We start from the raw sequence: 16,043 nt of genomic DNA, 5'->3' as shown, positions 1-16,043 counted from the left end.
GAAGCGTTCCTCTCCCACGCCTGCGAGGTGAGCTGTCGGATTCGGGCTGGAGTTGCCCGGCCGCGCACACCTGACGGCGTGCACGGCTTCACCCCAAGCCCCGGAGCGGCCTTCGACCACTCCCGGGCGACTTACCTGGTTCCCCCGCCCCTGCCGTGGTGCGTATCGCAATGCCAGCGCACCCGGCGGCAGGACTCGGCGTTCCGGGCGAACTGGGTCCGTGTGACCACGAACGTGGGCAGGAGATTAAGCGGAGTCAAGAGCAATTCGCAAATGGCTGTGAGGGGGGTCACTTTCTTTCGGAATGGCGATCAAGGAATTTCCGGCGAACTCCGATGGGTGGTCCGGAATCTGTTTTCGCGTCAGGGGTCGGCCGATCTTGTGTCCCGTTTGTCACCTTACGTTCTGATCCATGCCTTATGGTGGCTTTGGTGAGTGTTCGGTGCGAGTGGATCGGCGGACGTTTTGGATGGTTTTGCCGATGTTTGGTGGATAATCTCCCTCTGATCGCAAGGCCTTTCCGGAATTCCGGCTCGCTCCCGATGCGTTCTCGAACGCACGTGCCTGACGCTACGTCAGGATGCTTACTCGGATGCCGAGATGCGTGGCTTCGACACCTCCTCTGCCTATGCTGCCCTCGAGTTGAGTCGGGGTAGCGGGCCCCGGAAGGGCGGCGGCGGTGGAGCGGCAGCAGGACGGCGGGCGGCATCGGCGGCCGGTGGTGGGGCGGCGGCGGTTACTGGGGTGGCTGGCGGCGGGGACGGTGGCCGCGGTCGGCGGGGGAGTGGCGCTGCGCGGGTCGCTGGCCGGAGGTGTGGTCCAGACGCCCGTCGCGCTGCCGAGCATGAGCGACCATCAGCACGGTGCCATGAGCAACAGCAGCCCGGCCGCGCCGCCGCCGTCCAGCCCGGCGCCGCTGCCGCCGGCGCCGCCGGTGGACGAGGGCGGCCGCAAGTGGTCGGACGCCAAGGGCTGGGGCGGGCAGCTGCCGGGCCCGAAGAGCGCGGTGCGGATCACCGACCGGGTGCTGCTCGACACCGACGTGCAGGTCGGCTCGCTGCTGGTGGACACCGGCGGTTCGCTGGTCTTCGCCAAGGACCGCTCGGTGACCCTGGCCAGCGCCGGCAACGTGGAGGTCCGCGGCTCGCTCGCGCTCGCCCCGAGCGGCGCGGCCGTGCACACCCTGCGCTTCCCGTCCGTGGACGAACACCGCTTCCAGGGCGGCGGGATGACCGTGGTCGACACCGACACCGGCCTGTGGGTCACCGGGCAGGGGTACCTGCGGCTGGACGGTGCGCCGCGCACCGCCTGGGTCCGGGCCGCCGCCGACCTCAAGCCGGGCGACGCCACCCTCCGGCTGGCCGCCGCGCCGGAGGGCTGGCAGGTCGGCGACGAACTCGCCGTCACCCCGACCGCCCCGCCCGACACCGCCGACTTCTCCACCGCCTACGACCTGTGCACCGTCAAGGCGATCGACGGCGCCGCCGTCACCCTGGACGCGCCGCTGCAGCACGCCCACCCGCGGGTCGCGCTCGGTGGCGGGCTCACGCTCGGCGCGGAGGTGCTCAACCTGACCCGCAACGTCCGGATCGAGGGCACCGAGCAGGGCCGGGCGCACGTCCACGTCACGTCGAGCCGCCCGGCGGACGTCCGGCACGCGGCGATCCGCTGGATGGGCCCGCGCTCGGCCGGCAAGGACAGTTGGAACGGACAGCCCGTCACCGAGCCGGTGCTGGGCCGGTACGGGCTGCACTTCCACATGCTGCTGAACGCCTCGCGCGGCACCGTGGTGGAGGGCGTGGTGGTCCGCGACACCGGCAGCCACGCGTTCGTGCCGCACGCCAGCCACGGCATCACCTTCCGCGGCTGCATCTCCCACCAGACCTGGGAGGACGCCTACTGGTGGGACGGCCCGATCGACACCCGCACGCCGCAGGGCCCGTCCGACGACATCGGCTACGAGGGCTGCGTCGCCTCCCGCACCGTCTTCGAACCCAACCCGCGCGGCTACCGGCTGACCGGCTTCAGCCTCGGCGCGGGCACCGGCTCGTTCGCCCGGGACTGCGTGGCGGTGGGCGTGCAGGGCGCGACCGGGGCGTCCGGGTACGAGTGGCCGGAGACCAGCGAGGGCGTGTGGACCTTCGAACGGTGCCTGGCGCACAACAACCTGGAGAACGGCATCTTCGTCTGGCTGAACGCCGAACACCACCACACCGTCAGCCAGTTCGCGGCGTACCACAACGGCGGCTGGGGCATCGAGCACGGCGCGTACCTGAACGACTTCGACTACGGCGCCTCGGTGCTGTACGGCAACGCGGCCGGCGGCATCGCGGTGCACGCGCTCGGCCGGGACAAGGGCACGGTCTTCGACGGCCTGCTGATCGACGCGGCCGGGCAGTCCGACTACGCGGTCGCCACCCTCAAGCACCAGCTGGCGGGCGAGACGGTGACCCTCAGCCGCAGCCGGCTGATCGGGTACCGCAAGGCGGGCGTGGCGTTCCGGGCCACCGACGACGGCAAGCCGGACGACATCGCGGTGCTGGACTGCGAGTTCAGCGGCACCGAACTGTGGCTGGACCCGGAGGCGCCCGCGCCGAAGCGGATCCTGTTCCGCAAGGCGGGCCAGTCGCAGACCCTGTCGGTGACCAAGCCGGGCCCGGGCCTCGCGCCCAACCCGTGGAACGCCGCCACCAGCCCGACCACCGCGCCCGACGCACCGCGCCAGGTCGCGCCGCCGACGCTGAAGTTCACCGACTCCGCCCCGAGAACCGGCCGCGTCGCCGGCTGACCCCGCCGCCGCCTGGCGCGGGAGGTAGAGGGGAAAGCGCGACGGGCGGGAGCGCGCTGTTTCGCTACTCCTGCCCGTCGCGGCTGAAGGGCGGCGTCACGGCGCCGCGTGTGCTCCCGGGGTGGCGCGCGGCTCGGCGGCGGCGGCCTCGGCCGCGTCGAGCTGCTCCTGGGTCGGCTCGGGGAGCGCGGCCAGGTAGGTGGCGGCGATCAGCTGACCGACCGTCGGGTAGGCGCCGATCGGGGCGGCGCTCGGGCAGCCGGTCTCCTCGGCGGCGGTGGCCAGCAGCTCCGGGTCGGCCTCGGGGCCGATCACCAGCGGGGCCAGCGCCGGGCGCTCGGAGCCGGTCGCCCGCAGGTGGGCGACGGCCGCGGCGACCGAGCCGGGGACGTCCAGGGCGGCGGGCACCACGGGCACGGCGAGCCGGGCGGCCAGCAGCACACCGGTGATCCCGGCCGCGGCGGCGGCCTCCTCGCCGCCGGTGGTGGTGAGCACCACGCCGTCGGCCGCGGTGGCGATCGCGAACAGCCGCGCCCGGTCGGCCCGGGCCAGCCCGGCCTCGGACAGCCGGACGTGCACGGCCTCGGCGAGCAGCGGGTGCGGGCCCAGCGGGTCCAGCACCACGGCGCCGGTCTCGGCGGCGAGCTTGTGCAGCTCCGTCAGGAACTCGTGCGGGCCCGGGACCAGCGGCAGCACGATCGGCGCGGGCATCCCGGCCTCGGCGGCCTCGGCCAGCAGCCCGGCCACCGTCGGGGCGTCCTCGCCGTCCAGGTACCCCGCCGCCGCCGTGATGCCCGGCTGCTCGCCGCGCACGATGGACAGCAACTCCTCCACGACCGGGCGGGAGTCCGGCCCGGCGACGGCCGGTACGGCCAGGACCAGGGCAGGCGAACCGGCCACGATCTCGGGGCGCTCGGGACGGCGGTGGCGCCCCCGCGCACGGGAGCCTGGCGTACGGACGGGCAGTGGCGCGCCCGGGATGGCTGCGGTGCTCATGCGCCAGATCGTAGGACATCGACCAGGGAGGACTGCAGCCGGATACCGGCAGTGGGCGGCTTTCCGCCAGAAAGTGACGGTCATCACAGTGGGCGCTGTGACTGCCTGTAAGGCGTGTGGCGCTCACTCGATGATCAACTCCGCGCAGACGGCTGTGTGCGGACCGTCATGTGGGCGACGAGGTTTCGTGCCGCTATGTCCGCTTACGCGCCGTCAATTGCCCTGCTGTGAAGGGATGGTGATGGCATCGGCACGTTCGTATGCACGGGCACAATCCCATGCTGATGCACGTGCAGCCGAGCTATCATCACGTCAAGTGAGGCATTCGCCGGATTCAGGGGAGAAATCGATGCGTGAGGCGTTCAACGGCATGGCGGCCGCGGATCTTGATGGCGTGGTCTGGCAGAAGAGCCGGTACAGCAACTCGAAGGGGAACTGCGTGGAGTTCGCCGCGCTGCCGGGTGGCGGTGTCGCGATGCGCAACTCGCGCTTCCCGGAGGGGCCGGCGCTGGTCTACACCCGCGGCGAGATCGAGGCGATGCTGCTCGGCGTGAAGGACGGCGAATTCGACCACCTGGGAGAAGTGCCGCTCTGACGATCCGTCAAGTCCGTTTGTGCCAGGCCGTCGTGGGGATTCCACGGCGGCCTTTCGCTGTGTGGGGTGGGCCTCCGGCGGAGGGCTGGGTTCAGGCGGAGCGGCGGTGGCGGCCGAGGCTGGGAAGGATCTGCTCCATCGCGGGCTGCTGCGGGCGGGCGTCGAAGAGCGCCCAGACCACCTTGCCGGCGCCGGCCAGCGGGTGCCAGCCCCAGGAGCGGGAGAAGGAGTCCACCAGGTGCAGGCCGCGGCCGGACTCGGCGACGAAGTCGGCCTCCCGGGCGATCGGCCCGGAGCTGGAGGGGTCGCTGACCGCGCAGACCACCTGCGGGGCGCGGTGCACCAGGCTGATCCGGATCGGCAGGGCCTCGACGGCCAGCTGCGGTGAGACCTGCGCCGGGACGCGTGACGGCTCGCTCTGGCCGAGCGCGTGCCGCAGTGCGTTGGTGACGAGTTCGGAGGCGACCAGGGCGACGTCGTCGAAGAGTTCGCCCAGGCCCCAGCCGTCCAGCGTGGTCCTGGCGAACTCCCGTGCGGTGCGCACGGCTTCGAAGCGGGGAGCGAGGGTACAGCTGACCACGTGAGGGTCGGTCGCCACTGCCGTACCGGTGCTCATGAAGAGCTCCTCCCATAAGGGGGCGGACACGGCGGGACCCACCGGGGTCATGCCGGTCACCTCCGACTCACTCGGCCGCGCGGCCGACCGGTCGAAGCCCTGGCGCGCGCACACAAGTACCCAGCGACGCGCGGGCGTTGCCGGGAGAGTGTGCGGTATCGCGCGTGGGGTCGACGCGGAGCCCGCGGGATTGCCAAGGGCGTGCAAGTGCACGTGCACCATGGTCCTCTGCGCTCACGGCAGATGCAAGAGTCGATTCACGTGCAGTCGTGCGATTGGCATATGCATGCACCAGATGCACGTGCAAGATGGTGTCGTTGGTGCGGAAGCGGGGGACGACCGCACCACTACCTGCACCGTGCGCGCTCAACTGATGGCAGACTGTGCAACTGTCTGTCCGAGTGGAGGTTTGGTCCGCATGACCACAGTTCAGCCCGGCGGGGGCTCGATGGTGCGCCGCATCCTCCTCGGCTCCCAGCTCCGCCGGCTCCGCGAGGGCTGTGCGATCAGCCGCGAGGACGCGGGATACGCGATCCGCGCCTCCGAGTCCAAGATCAGCCGGATGGAACTGGGACGGGTCTCCTTCAAGGAGCGCGACGTCGCCGACCTGCTGAGCCTCTACGGCCTGCAGGACGGGCAGGAGCGCGAGGCCCTGCTCGCCCTGGTCCGCGAGGCCAACAAGTCCGGCTGGTGGCACAGTTACAACGACGTGCTGCCGGGCTGGTTCCAGACCTACATCGGACTGGAGGAGGCCGCCGCCCTGATCCGCACCTACGAGGTGCAGTTCATCCCCGGCCTGCTGCAGTGCGAGGAGTACGCGCGGGCGATCTTCGCGCAGAACCGCCCGGTGCTGGCCGAGGAGGAGATCGAGCGCCGGGTCGCGCTGCGCTCCCGCCGCCAGAAGCTGCTCACCGCCGGCCACGGCCCCAGGCTGTGGGCGGTGATCGACGAGGCGGCGCTGCGCCGCCCGGTCGGCGGCCCCGAGGTGATGCGCGCCCAGCTGCAGCACCTCGTCGAGCTGGCCCAACTGCCCAGCGTGGTCGTGCAGGTGATGCCGTTCCGGTTCGGCGCGCACGCCGGCGAGAGCGGGGCCTTCTCGGTGCTGCGCTTCCCCGAGCAGGACCTGCCGGACGTGGTCTACCTGGAGCAGCTCACCAGTGCGCTGTACCTGGACAAGCGCGACGACGTCGACGAGTACGTGCAGGTGATGGAGCGGCTCTGCGTGGACAGCCTGACCCCGCAGCAGACCCTGGAACTGCTCCACACCATCCTCAAGAACCAGTAGCCGAGCGGCAGTTCGGCAACGGCGGAGCCGGGTGCATTGACCGTCGCGCAGCGAGCTGTCATGGTGACTGCTCCGAACGGCCGCGCCGCCGTCCGGCCTGGTCGTCGAGACCCACGGCCTGAGGCGGAAACGCTCCGGCTCCACCAAGACGGGGGTTTGGTGGAGCCGGGTCCGGCGGAGCTCGGGCGGCGAGGGGTCGACCGCCCGAGTCCGGTTCCGGAATGCCTGTCCGTCGCGGGAGTTCAGCGCTCCGACAGCACCTCCACCGCGGGGTAGCTGTAGTCCGGCACCGCGGCGGGCTCGGCCGCGCGGCGGCCGGAGCGCAGCGCGCCGGTCAGCGCGATCAGCAGGCCGACCGTGGCCGCGCCGGTGACCAGCAGCAACGCGGGCCGGTAGCCGGCGAGTTGGGCGTGCGCGTCGGTGCCGCCAGCGGTGCCAGCGGTGAGTACCGCGGTGGTGGCGGCCAGCACGATCGCGCCGCCGACCTGCAGCCCGGTGTTCACCAGCCCGGAGGCGAGCCCCTGTTCCTCGTCCGCCACCCCCGCGGTGGCGGTGACGTTGATGGCCGGGAAGGCCAGCGCGAAGCCCGCGCCGATCAGCAGCATGCTGGGCAGCACCAGGCCGAGGAACCCGCTGTGCTCGTCCAGCCGCAGGAACAGCGCGTAGCCGACGGTCATCGACGCCACCCCGACCGGCAGCACCCGGGCCGGGCCGAACCGGTCCAGCAGCCGGCCGACGGCGCCCGCCGACAGGGCCACCACCGCGCCGCCGGGCAGCAGTCCGAGCGCGGTCTCCAGCGCCGACCAGCCGAGCAGCCGCTGCAGGTAGAGGGTCGCGATGAACTGGAAGCCCGCGTACGAGCCCATCAGGGTCAGCGCGGTGAGGTTGGCCCGGCGCACCCCGGTGGAGCGGAAGATCCCGAGCCGGACCAGCGGGTGCGCGGTGCGGGTCTCGATCAGCAGGAAGGCCGCCGCCAGCGCGAGCACCAGGGCCAGCGAGCCGAGGGTGCGGACGGAGAGCCAGCCCGCGCCCTGTGCCTCGGTGACGGTGAAGACCAGCAGCAGCACCGCCGCGGTGCCGGTGATCGCGCCCGCCACGTCGTACCCGCCGGTGCGGCGCTCGGTGTGCTGACGGGGCAGCAGCTTCACGCCCGCGGCCAGTGCGAGCAGGGCGACCGGGACGGGCATCAGGAAGGTCCAGCGCCAGCCCGCCGAGGTGAGCAGTCCGCTGATCACCAGGCCGAGCGAGAAGCCGGCGGCGGAGCAGGTGGTGTAGATGGACAGCGCCCGGTTGCGGGCCGGGCCCTCGGCGAAGGTGGTGGTGATGATGGAGAGTCCGGCCGGGGCGGTGAAGGCCGCGGCGACTCCCTTCAGGAAGCGGGCGCCGATCAGCAGCGGGCCGCTGTCCACCACGCCGCCGAGCAGCGAGGCGGCGGCGAAGACGGCGAGCGCCACCAGGAAGACCCGGCGGCGGCCGAGCAGGTCGGCGGCGCGGCCGCCGAGCAGCAGCAGTCCGCCGTAGCCGAGGACGTAGCCGCTGACCACCCATTGCAGGGCGGAGTCGGACAGGTGCAGGTCGGAGCCGATCGAGGGCAGGGCGACGCCCACCATCGAGACGTCTAGGGCGTCCAGGAACATCGCGGCGCACAGCACCACGAGGGTGCCCCAGAGGCGAGGGGTCAATCGCGTGTCGGTCATGGCACGGGACACTACATGCATGTGCATCGAATGCAAGCGCATTTAATCCTCATGCAACAAATGCACATGCATGTGCTACCGTGGCGGTGTGACCGACCTCGACCCCACCGCGGAGACGGCTCTCAGCGAGCAGTGGCGCAGCCTGCTGGCGCGCCACGCGGCGACCTCCTGCGCCATCGACCGGGAGCTCGGCGAGGCGTACGGACTGGGCGTCAGCGAGTTCGAACTGCTGGAGCGTCTCTGGGAGTTCGAGCAGCAGGAGAACGACGGCGGGCGGCGCGCACAGGTGCTGGCGGGCACCGTCCACCTCAGCCAGAGCGCCTTCTCCCGGCTGATCGCCCGGATGGAGAAGGCCGGACTGGTCGAGCGCTCGCTCTGCCCGGACGACCGGCGCGGCATCAACGTGACGCTCACCGGCGAGGGCCGCGAACGCTTCCTGAAGGCCCGTCCGGTGCACCGGCGGATCCTGAAGGAGATGCTGGGCTGACGCCGCCGCTCCTGGCGGACCGTCAGCCCGCCCGCCGGCCAGGCGGGCTCAGCCGAGCGAGGCCAGCCCCGGGGCGACCGCCAGCAGTGCGGCGCCCAGCGGAGCGGCCAGTGCGGCCAGGGTCAACGCCAGCCGGCCCAGTACGGGCAGCCGCGGCGCGCCCAGCAGCAGCCGGTCCACCCGGCCCGGCGACTGTGCCAACTGCCGTGGCGGGCAGGACGCGAAGACCGCGCTGTTCAGCTCCGCCAGGGCCAGCGCCGTGGTCACCCGCCCGTGCCGGCGCGCCGCCCGGTCGTCGGCGGCCAACTCCACCAGCACCGCCACCTGGTCGCGGAAGGCACTGAACACCTCCACCCCGGGGAAGCCGGTCGCCAGCGCCTGCGCGCACTGCGCCAGCCAGTGGTGCCGGGCCCGCACGTGGCCGCGCTCATGGCTCAGCACCGCCGCCAACTCTCGGTCGCTGAGCTGCTGCAGGGCGCCCGTGGTGACCACCAGCCGGGCGCGCGGACCAGGCAGCGACCAGGCCTGCGGGCGGACGTTCTCCAGCACCACCAGCGGCTCCCTGACCCGCCGACGCGGCGCCAGCCCTCGGGGCAACTCCGGTGCCCGGCTCACCAGTTCGGCGTGCTGGTGGCCGCGTAGCGCGCGCGCCGCCCGGATCTCCCGGGCCAGCGACACCGCCGTCCACACCCCGCCCGCCGCCAGCACCGCCGCCGCCAGCCGCCCCCAGCCCTCGCGGCCGGTCAGCCCGTACGCCGCCTCCACCCCGTCCGGCGCGGTCGCGAACACCAGCGTCCGCCACTCCGGAAGCGCCGCCGCACTCGCCAGGAGCAGGCTCAGCACGCAGCACAGCAGCACCGCGACCACCAGCATCTGCCACACCAGCAGCGCCAGCACCGGTTCGCGCTCGACCCAGCGGGCCCGGGCCAGGCGGCTCGGAGCCACGGTGGCGAGCAGCAGTCCGAGCAGCAGCAGGCTCAGCAGTGCCGACATGGCGGGGCTCCCCGAGGAGGGATCGAGGCGCGGCGATGCGCTTCCCCCCAACCTATGCCGCCTTAGGCCCGTGCGGAACGGCGGGGCGGAGCCAGTGACCAAGGCCACGCCGCCCGCCGGTCCGCACCTGCGCTGACGGGCCGTCAGCCGGACGCGCGCCCGGCGGCGGCGCGGGTGACCGGGCGTCGGCTCACGTCGTCAGCAGCATCGCGAACATGCCGATCCCCATCGCCGCCCGGCAGGCCCGCGGAACCGGCGCCACCACCGCCTGGCCCGTCGCCAGCACCCGGGTGCCCTCCCACAGCGCGTAGCCGCCGAAGTAGAGGAGCAGCAGCCCGGTCACCGGCGGCAGCCCGCCCGCCTGGGCGTGGTGCCCGGCGTGCCCGCCCGACGGGCCGGCCATCGCGAGCGCCATGTACGCCATCGCCAGCGCCCCGATCCCGTGGTGCAGCCGGTGCACCCGCAGGCCCGCCCCCCGTCCGCCCACCGCACCCGCCAGCAGCAGCACGGCCAGCAACGCGTACGGCCAGCCCCAGGCGACCCCCGGCAGCAGCGCCATGCCGGCCATGCCGAGGCCCATCGCCGCCTCCACCGCGTCGGACTCGCGGGTGGCCGGGTGGCCGCCGCCGCAGGACGGGTCGGCCCGCAGGTGGCGGAAGCGGTGGAGGCAGTAGCCGCCGCTGCCGGCCGCCAAGCCCGCCAGCAGCCAGTTCACCAGAGCCGGACCGTGCATCGGCTCGCCCCCTCCAGGCCGGATCGCTCCTCCTCCACGATCACCGACCGTGGCCGGGCGTAGCAGGGCGCGAGAGGGGGCGCACCGAGGCGCGATCCCGGCCGGCCACGCAGCCGGCGCCCCCGGTGGCGGGGTGTGAGGGGCCGGGGCATGGTCTGCCGTACCGGGCACCGCCGGACCAGTCCGCTTTTCATCCAATGCGTTGGAACCGCAGATCGAGAGCGCTCCGAACTGGAGTGTTTGCCGTCAAACTGGCCTTGAGCCGGAGAACCTTTCGCACGTAACGTGGTCTTGTCGAAATAACTCCTGTCGAAGTGAGCCTGTGATGCAGAATCTTTCGCCGACGCTCGCGGTCGCGGGCGACGCCCCCACTGCGGAGCCGGCCGGCCACCCGGCCTGGCTGCGCCTCAAGGACGCCGTCGAGGCCCTCCGGCCCCTGCAGTCCAAGGACGGCTCCATCGACCTCGCCGCCGTGCCGCGGCACACCGTCGACCCGCTGGTCGAGACCGTGCTGACCGCCGTCGCCGAACTCGCTCCGCTCTTCCCGCACGACGCCGCGTACCTCACCGCCGTCCAGAGCGACCTGCGCAAGTGGGCCGACACCGGCTACCGCGAGCCGGACTTCCTCGACTCCCTGCTCGCCTTCCACCCCGACGAGCACCGCACCGACGGCATCGGCCACCTGGTCGTCTTCCCGATGTACACCCAGAACGGCAACCCGAACCGCAACCTCGAGGCCGTCCTGCTGAAGGTCGTCTGGCCCGAGTGGATCGCCGAACTGGAGCGCACCCGCTTCGACAACCCCGGCTACCTCGGCATCGCCTTCGACGACTTCACCGCCGGGTACGACACCAACTCCGCCGTCCTCTTCCCGGAGACCGTGGCCGTCCGCGAGGCGCCGGAACGTTTCACCTGGGGCGGCATCTTCTGCGACCGCGAGGCCGCCCGCTTCCGCGCCGTCTCCACCAGCGCCGTCCGCCAGCTCGGCCTCGACATCCCCGCCGACGCCGAGGGCCTGCTCACCGACCAGGACCGCGCCCAGCAGACCTTCGTGCTCTGGGACCTGGTCCACGACCGCACCCACAGCCACGGCGACCTGCCCTTCGACCCGTTCATGATCAAGCAGCGCAGCCCGTTCTGGATGTACGGCCTCGAAGAGCTCCGCTGCGACCTGACCACCTTCAAGGAGTCGGTCAAACTCGAGGCCGAGGGCTACGCCCAGGGCCGCGACGTCCAGTACGCGATCCTCTTCGACCGGATGTTCCGCTTCACCGTCACCGGCGACCGGGTCCGCAACTACGACGGCATGGGCGGCCAGCTGCTCTTCGCCTACCTGCACAAGCACGACGCCCTGCGCTGGCGCGACAACCGCCTGACCATCGACTGGTCGCGGGTCGCCGAGGTCACCAACGGACTCTGCGCCGAGATCGAGACCCTCTACCGCGAGGGCATCGACCGCCCCAAGACGGCCCACTGGATCGCCGCCTACGAGCTGGTCTCCAAGTACCTCACCCCGCACCCCGCCTCCACCTGGGCCAAGGGCACCGCCGCCCTCCCGCTCGACATCACCGACGAGAAGGCCCTCAAGAAGGCCCTGTGCGACGCCGTCCTCCCGGACGAGTTCCCGCTCAGCATGTTCTTCGAAGCGCTGGCCAAGAAGCTCGGCCGCGTCATCGCCGGCACCAAGGGCATCACCGGCGCCGCCACCCAGGAGGTCGCCGCGTGAGCACCACCCCCGTCACCCCCCTCGACGGCAAGGTCATCGCCGTCGCCGGAGCCAGCGGCCCCGCCGGCCAGGCCACCCTGCGCCGCCTCGCCGCCGCCGGCGCCACCGTCATCGGCGCCGACATCGACCAGCGCCGCCTCGACGCGGCCCTCGCCGCCGTCCGCACCGCCGTCCCCGACGCCCAGGTCAGCGGCCAGGTCATCGACCTGCTCGACCCGCAGGAAGTCCACGACTGGGCCGACCACCTGGAAGCCGAGTACGGCCACGTCGACGGCCTGCTCCACCTGGTCGGCGGCTGGCGCGGCAGCAAGACCTTCTTCGACACCCGCATCGACGACTGGGACTTCCTGCACGACACCGTCGTCCGCACCCTCCAGCACACCTCGCTGGCGTTCCAGCCCGCCCTGGTCCGCAGCCCCGCCGGCCGCTACGCCATGGTCTCCGCCGCCGCCGCGCACAAGCCCACCGCGGGCGGCGCCGCGTACGCCGCCGCCAAGGCCGCCACCGAGGCCTGGACCCTCGCGATGGCCGACTCCTTCGTCAAGGAGACCACCGCCCCCGACGGAGCCCCCACCGCCGCGGCTGCGATCCTGGTCATCAAGGCCCTGGTCAGCCCCGAGATGCGGGCCGAGAAGCCGGACGCCAAGTTCGCCGGCTTCACCGACACCGCCGACCTGGCCGACACCCTCGCGGGCCTCTGGGACCGCCCCGCAGCAGAACTGAACGGACAGCACCTGTGGCTGACAGCCCGATGACCCCCTCGCCCGGCACCACGGACGCGGTGCGGCACCACGACCCCGCCGTCCGCGGCTTCGCCAGCGACAACTACGCCGGCGTCCACCCCGAGGTCCTCGCCGCGATCGCCCTCGCCAACGACGGCCACCAGGTCGCCTACGGCGAGGACCAGTACACCGAGCACCTGCAGACCGTCTTCCGCCGCCACTTCGGCGAGCGCGCCGAGGCCTACCCCGTCTTCAACGGCACCGGCGCAAACGTGGTCGCCCTGCAGGCCCTGCTCCCGCGCTGGGGCGCGGTGATCGCCGCCGAGTCCGCCCACATCAACGTGGACGAGGGCGGCGCCCCCGAGAAGCTCGCCGGCATCAAGATCCACACCGTCCCCACCCCCGACGGCAAACTCACCCCCGCCCTGATCGACCAGCAGGCCTGGGGCTGGGGCGACGAGCACCGCGCCCAGCCGCTCGCCGTCTCGATCACCCAGAGCACCGAACTCGGCACCCTCTACACCGCCGACGAGATCCGGGCGATCTGCGACCACGCCCACGAACGCGGCATGCTCGTCCACGTCGACGGCTCCCGACTCGCCAACGCCGCCGCCTCCCTCGGCGTCCCGTTCCGCGAGTTCACCACCGACGCCGGAGTCGACGTCCTCTCCTTCGGCGGCACCAAGAACGGCCTGCTGCTCGGCGAGGTCGTGGTCGTCCTCAACCCCGACCGCGTCAAGAACCTCAAGTACCTGCGCAAGATGTCGATGCAGCTCGCCTCGAAGATGCGCTTCGTCTCGGTCCAGTTCGAAGCCCTGCTGGCCGGCGACCTCTGGCTGCGCAACGCCGGCCACGCCAACGCGATGGCCCGCCGCCTGGAAGCCGCCGTCCGCGAGATCCCCGGCATCACGGTGGTCCGCCCCGTCCAGGCCAACGCCGTCTTCGCGCTGCTCCCGCGCGAGGTCAGCGAGCGCCTGCAGAAGCGCTACCGCTTCTACTTCTGGGACGAGCACACCGGCGAGGTCCGCTGGATGGCCGCCTTCGACACCACCGAAGCCGACATCGACGCCTTCGCCGCCGCCATCGCCGAGGAGATGGGCCGGGGCCAGGCCGACTGAGCCCGCTGCCGTCCGCCTGCCCACCACCGGGCGTGCCACCGACCGACCCCGGTCCGGAAGATTCCGGACCGGGGTCGGTCGCCTTCGGCCACGGTGGTCGGGTCAGCCGGTCGGCACGCGCAGCTGCGCCCAGCTCGTCGGGCCGGGGATGCCGTCCGCATCCGCGCCGGAGAATCCCAGCTTCTGCTGGAAGGCCGCGTACGAAGCCTGGTCCGCCGGGCCGAAGTCGGGCCCCGGTCCGACCTTGTAGCGGGAACACCCCTCCTCGACGAGCCGCACGCCCATCCGCGTGACGATGTCGGAGTGCTGCCCGATGTGGAAGAACGCCGCGCCGGGGAACGGTTCGAGCCCGCCGGCCTGCCCGATGACAGGCGTCCCGCCGTTGGGGCGGGGCGCGCCGGCGCGCACCCAGGTCTCCAACGGTTCGCCGGGACAGTCGGTGGCGAAGCCGTCCTGGTGCCCCTTGATGTCGGGCCCGGCCCCGTTCTGCTGCAGCAGCTCGACACCGTCCCGCAGGGCGTTCAGCATCTCCTTGGTCGGGTCGGTGAGCCCCTGGTCGCCGACCAGCCCGACGATCGCGTAGTGCGCCCGGTTCAGCGGCTGATTGCCGTTCGCGCCGGTCCGGTGGCCGATCCCGCGACCCTCCATGAGGAAGCCGTGCGGGCAGGCCGCGTAGTTGTAGGCGACGTCGGAGAAGTTCTCCTTCTTGTTGGCGAGGTGCGAGGCCCGGATCGCCTGCCACTCGCGGAGGCAGGCGTCGTGATCGGTGAGCAGGTCCGTCGAGACCGGGGTGCCCTCGTAGTGGATCTTGACGCCATCGGTGGTGGCCTGGAGCGGCGACTCGGTCGGGGGCCAACCCAGCTGTTCACGGGTGATGAGCTTCATGGTTCCTCCAGGCGCGGTGGCGCCGTATTCGGAGGCTGGTGGAGGGTTGTCGAGTTGTCCGATTGTCGTTGGGGGTCTGTCAGTACCAGTGGGGCGGGCGGTTCTTGTCCGCCTGCTGGACCCTGGACGTCAGGTTCCCGCCGTCCCGCGAGACGCCGTACCGGTCCATGACGTAGTTCATCGACGCGGCGATGTTCGCCACCCCGTCGTAGATGTGGGCCGAGGTGCCGGACTGGTGGTAGGTCGCGAAGACCGGCGGAATGCACTGCGACACCCCGCGCGAGCAGTACAGCGGGTGGCCGTCCGACTGGATCGGCCCGTGCGCGTTCATGTCGGTGGTGTTGACGGCGTTGAAGAACCAGCTGGACTCCCGGCTCGTGAGGGTCTTGTAGCCCTCGAACCACCCGTCCACGGGAAGCCCCATCAGATTGCAGGCCTCGCGGATCGCTTCGCTGGTGCTTCCGTCCACGACCTGGTCGAAGACCACGTCCGCCATCCGGAAGTCGCCGCTGCTGCTCTGCGTGCCGCCACCCTCCACGACCGAGAACAGCCCGCTCTCCTGACCGAGCCGGCTCAGCGACGTCATCCCGGGGATACCGTCCGCATCACGCCCGCTGAACCCGAACTGCTCCTGCAGGTGGCTGTACGCCTCGACGGTCAGCGTGCCGAACGAGCCGTCGACGAAACTCGAATCCAGCAACCCACGGCCGGCCAGCGCTTCCTCCACAGGTCTCACGTCGTCCGGGAACGAGGTGGCCCCCTGGGGCGCCGGCGGGTCGGATCGCGAGGCTTGGATCACGTGCGAGAGATCAATCGTGGTCATGTCGCTACCTCCTCATGGACCTCTTGTTTCGACCGTACGGCCAGGTGGCGGATCGGTCGTCCCGGGGCAGACCGGTGGCCGGGGCAGTGGTGTGCGCGGGTGCACACAGGGCGCACAAAGGGCGGATAACAGGGCGCGCATCGAGGGTGTTCACCCGGCCGACGTAGCGGGCGGGGGCGGATTTGCTTCGCGGCCGCCGGTACCCGTACAGTTCCGGAGTCGCGCCGAGAGGGGCGAACGAAGGCGAGTTCGAGGAAACACCGGTGAAAAACACGGTGAAAACCTCTGATAAGCTGGGAACACGAAAGAACGAAGCGCCCGGAGGGTCGGTCGGAAGGCCGCCTGAAGGAAGTGTCCGTTCCTTGAGAACTCAACAGCGTGCCAAAAGTCAACGCCAGATATGTTGACATCCCCGGCCTCGAAGTCTTTCGGGGTTGGAGATTCCTTTTGAAGTAAAACACTAGCGAGGACGCAGTGCGCAGGGCCGCCTTATTCCGGTGGTTGCTGTGCCGCTCTTTCGTGGAAGCATTCACGGAGAGTTTGATCCTGGCTCAGGACGAACGCTGGCGGCGTGCTTAA

14 protein-coding genes and 1 riboswitch are annotated in these 16,043 nt (G+C 71.6%); of the genes, 7 read left to right on the top strand and 7 right to left on the bottom strand.

The window, feature by feature from the left end; translation table 11 throughout:
- Nucleotides 1-2: 2 nt before the first annotated feature.
- Nucleotides 3-173: riboswitch (cyclic di-AMP (ydaO/yuaA leader) on the bottom strand.
- A 506-nt stretch (nt 174-679) separates the two neighbouring features.
- Nucleotides 680-2,788 (top strand): hypothetical protein, encoded by a 2,109-nt coding sequence (locus AB0K51_RS16020; protein ID WP_363454891.1) that lies wholly within the window; start codon nt 680-682, stop codon nt 2,786-2,788.
- Nucleotides 2,789-2,884: 96 nt separating this feature from the next.
- On the opposite strand, the gene AB0K51_RS16015 is transcribed toward AB0K51_RS16020, so the two are convergent.
- Complete coding sequence (locus tag AB0K51_RS16015) at nt 2,885-3,784, bottom strand: hypothetical protein (RefSeq protein ID WP_363454888.1); 900 nt, start codon at nt 3,782-3,784, stop codon at nt 2,885-2,887.
- Between the two features lie 349 nt (nt 3,785-4,133).
- On the opposite strand from AB0K51_RS16015, the gene AB0K51_RS16010 reads away from it, so the two are divergent.
- Entirely contained in the window at nt 4,134-4,379 is a 246-nt protein-coding gene (locus AB0K51_RS16010; RefSeq protein WP_363454885.1) for a DUF397 domain-containing protein, read from the top strand.
- 91 nt (nt 4,380-4,470) lie between these two features.
- On the opposite strand, the gene AB0K51_RS16005 is transcribed toward AB0K51_RS16010, so the two are convergent.
- A complete protein-coding gene (locus AB0K51_RS16005; protein ID WP_363454882.1) occupies nt 4,471-4,995 on the bottom strand; it encodes an ATP-binding protein in 525 nt (174 codons plus the stop codon).
- Nucleotides 4,996-5,413: 418 nt separating this feature from the next.
- Between AB0K51_RS16005 and AB0K51_RS16000 the strand changes: the two genes are divergently transcribed.
- The gene (locus tag AB0K51_RS16000) at nt 5,414-6,280 is read left to right on the top strand and encodes a helix-turn-helix transcriptional regulator (protein ID WP_363454879.1); all 867 of its coding nucleotides are present in this window, start codon (nt 5,414-5,416) and stop codon (nt 6,278-6,280) included.
- Nucleotides 6,281-6,522: 242 nt separating this feature from the next.
- On the opposite strand, the gene AB0K51_RS15995 is transcribed toward AB0K51_RS16000, so the two are convergent.
- On the bottom strand, nt 6,523-7,977 hold the full coding sequence (locus AB0K51_RS15995; RefSeq protein WP_363454876.1) for an MFS transporter: 1,455 nt from the start codon (nt 7,975-7,977) through the stop codon (nt 6,523-6,525).
- 88 nt (nt 7,978-8,065) lie between these two features.
- Here AB0K51_RS15995 and AB0K51_RS15990 point away from each other — a divergent pair, with 88 nt between their 5' ends.
- Entirely contained in the window at nt 8,066-8,464 is a 399-nt protein-coding gene (locus AB0K51_RS15990; protein WP_363454873.1) for a MarR family transcriptional regulator, read from the top strand.
- Between the two features lie 48 nt (nt 8,465-8,512).
- On the opposite strand, the gene AB0K51_RS15985 is transcribed toward AB0K51_RS15990, so the two are convergent.
- Nucleotides 8,513-9,457 carry a M56 family metallopeptidase gene (locus AB0K51_RS15985; protein WP_363454870.1) on the bottom strand — a complete coding sequence of 315 codons (945 nt, stop codon included), beginning with the start codon at nt 9,455-9,457 and terminating at the stop codon, nt 8,513-8,515.
- Nucleotides 9,458-9,647: 190 nt separating this feature from the next.
- Entirely contained in the window at nt 9,648-10,190 is a 543-nt protein-coding gene (locus tag AB0K51_RS15980; protein WP_363454867.1) for a DUF5134 domain-containing protein, read from the bottom strand.
- A 325-nt stretch (nt 10,191-10,515) separates the two neighbouring features.
- On the opposite strand from AB0K51_RS15980, the gene AB0K51_RS15975 reads away from it, so the two are divergent.
- Genes AB0K51_RS15975 through AB0K51_RS15965 form a run of 3 tightly spaced genes read left to right on the top strand, consistent with a single transcriptional unit; the run spans nt 10,516 to nt 13,756 of the window.
- Nucleotides 10,516-11,916, top strand: a complete 1,401-nt coding sequence (locus AB0K51_RS15975; RefSeq protein WP_363454865.1) for a DUF6421 family protein — start codon at nt 10,516-10,518, stop codon at nt 11,914-11,916.
- Nucleotides 11,913-12,671 carry an SDR family NAD(P)-dependent oxidoreductase gene (locus AB0K51_RS15970; protein ID WP_363454863.1) on the top strand — a complete coding sequence of 253 codons (759 nt, stop codon included), beginning with the start codon at nt 11,913-11,915 and terminating at the stop codon, nt 12,669-12,671. Before AB0K51_RS15975 ends, AB0K51_RS15970 begins: the two co-directional genes overlap by 4 nt.
- Nucleotides 12,668-13,756 (top strand): low specificity L-threonine aldolase, encoded by a 1,089-nt coding sequence (locus tag AB0K51_RS15965; RefSeq protein ID WP_363455113.1) that lies wholly within the window; start codon nt 12,668-12,670, stop codon nt 13,754-13,756. Before AB0K51_RS15970 ends, AB0K51_RS15965 begins: the two co-directional genes overlap by 4 nt.
- 102 nt (nt 13,757-13,858) lie before the next feature.
- Here the strand turns inward: AB0K51_RS15965 and AB0K51_RS15960 are convergent, their stop codons facing one another.
- Nucleotides 13,859-14,641 (bottom strand): peptidoglycan-binding protein, encoded by a 783-nt coding sequence (locus tag AB0K51_RS15960; RefSeq protein ID WP_363454861.1) that lies wholly within the window; start codon nt 14,639-14,641, stop codon nt 13,859-13,861.
- 79 nt (nt 14,642-14,720) lie between these two features.
- Nucleotides 14,721-15,464 (bottom strand): hypothetical protein, encoded by a 744-nt coding sequence (locus tag AB0K51_RS15955; RefSeq protein WP_363454859.1) that lies wholly within the window; start codon nt 15,462-15,464, stop codon nt 14,721-14,723.
- Nucleotides 15,465-16,043 lie beyond the last annotated feature (579 nt).

The sequence above is a fragment of the Kitasatospora sp. NPDC049285 genome (genome assembly GCF_040678815.1).
Taxonomy (GTDB): Bacteria; Actinomycetota; Actinomycetes; order Streptomycetales; family Streptomycetaceae; genus Kitasatospora.
This window is presented reverse-complemented; position numbering and strand designations above follow the sequence as displayed.

Excerpts from the sequence above, each read along its gene's own strand:
- AB0K51_RS16005 (WP_363454882.1), bottom strand. The coding sequence starts at position 4,995 with ATGAGCACCGGTACGGCAGTGGCGACCGACCCTCACGTGGTCAGCTGT.
- AB0K51_RS15980 (WP_363454867.1), bottom strand. The coding sequence starts at position 10,190 with ATGCACGGTCCGGCTCTGGTGAACTGGCTGCTGGCGGGCTTGGCGGCC.
- AB0K51_RS16000 (WP_363454879.1), top strand. The coding sequence starts at position 5,414 with ATGACCACAGTTCAGCCCGGCGGGGGCTCGATGGTGCGCCGCATCCTC.
- AB0K51_RS16015 (WP_363454888.1), bottom strand. The coding sequence starts at position 3,784 with ATGAGCACCGCAGCCATCCCGGGCGCGCCACTGCCCGTCCGTACGCCA.
- AB0K51_RS15985 (WP_363454870.1), bottom strand. The coding sequence starts at position 9,457 with ATGTCGGCACTGCTGAGCCTGCTGCTGCTCGGACTGCTGCTCGCCACC.
- AB0K51_RS15965 (WP_363455113.1), top strand. The coding sequence starts at position 12,668 with ATGACCCCCTCGCCCGGCACCACGGACGCGGTGCGGCACCACGACCCC.
- AB0K51_RS15960 (WP_363454861.1), bottom strand. The coding sequence starts at position 14,641 with ATGAAGCTCATCACCCGTGAACAGCTGGGTTGGCCCCCGACCGAGTCG.
- AB0K51_RS15955 (WP_363454859.1), bottom strand. The coding sequence starts at position 15,464 with ATGACCACGATTGATCTCTCGCACGTGATCCAAGCCTCGCGATCCGAC.
- AB0K51_RS16010 (WP_363454885.1), top strand. The coding sequence starts at position 4,134 with ATGCGTGAGGCGTTCAACGGCATGGCGGCCGCGGATCTTGATGGCGTG.
- AB0K51_RS15975 (WP_363454865.1), top strand. The coding sequence starts at position 10,516 with ATGCAGAATCTTTCGCCGACGCTCGCGGTCGCGGGCGACGCCCCCACT.
- AB0K51_RS15995 (WP_363454876.1), bottom strand. The coding sequence starts at position 7,977 with ATGACCGACACGCGATTGACCCCTCGCCTCTGGGGCACCCTCGTGGTG.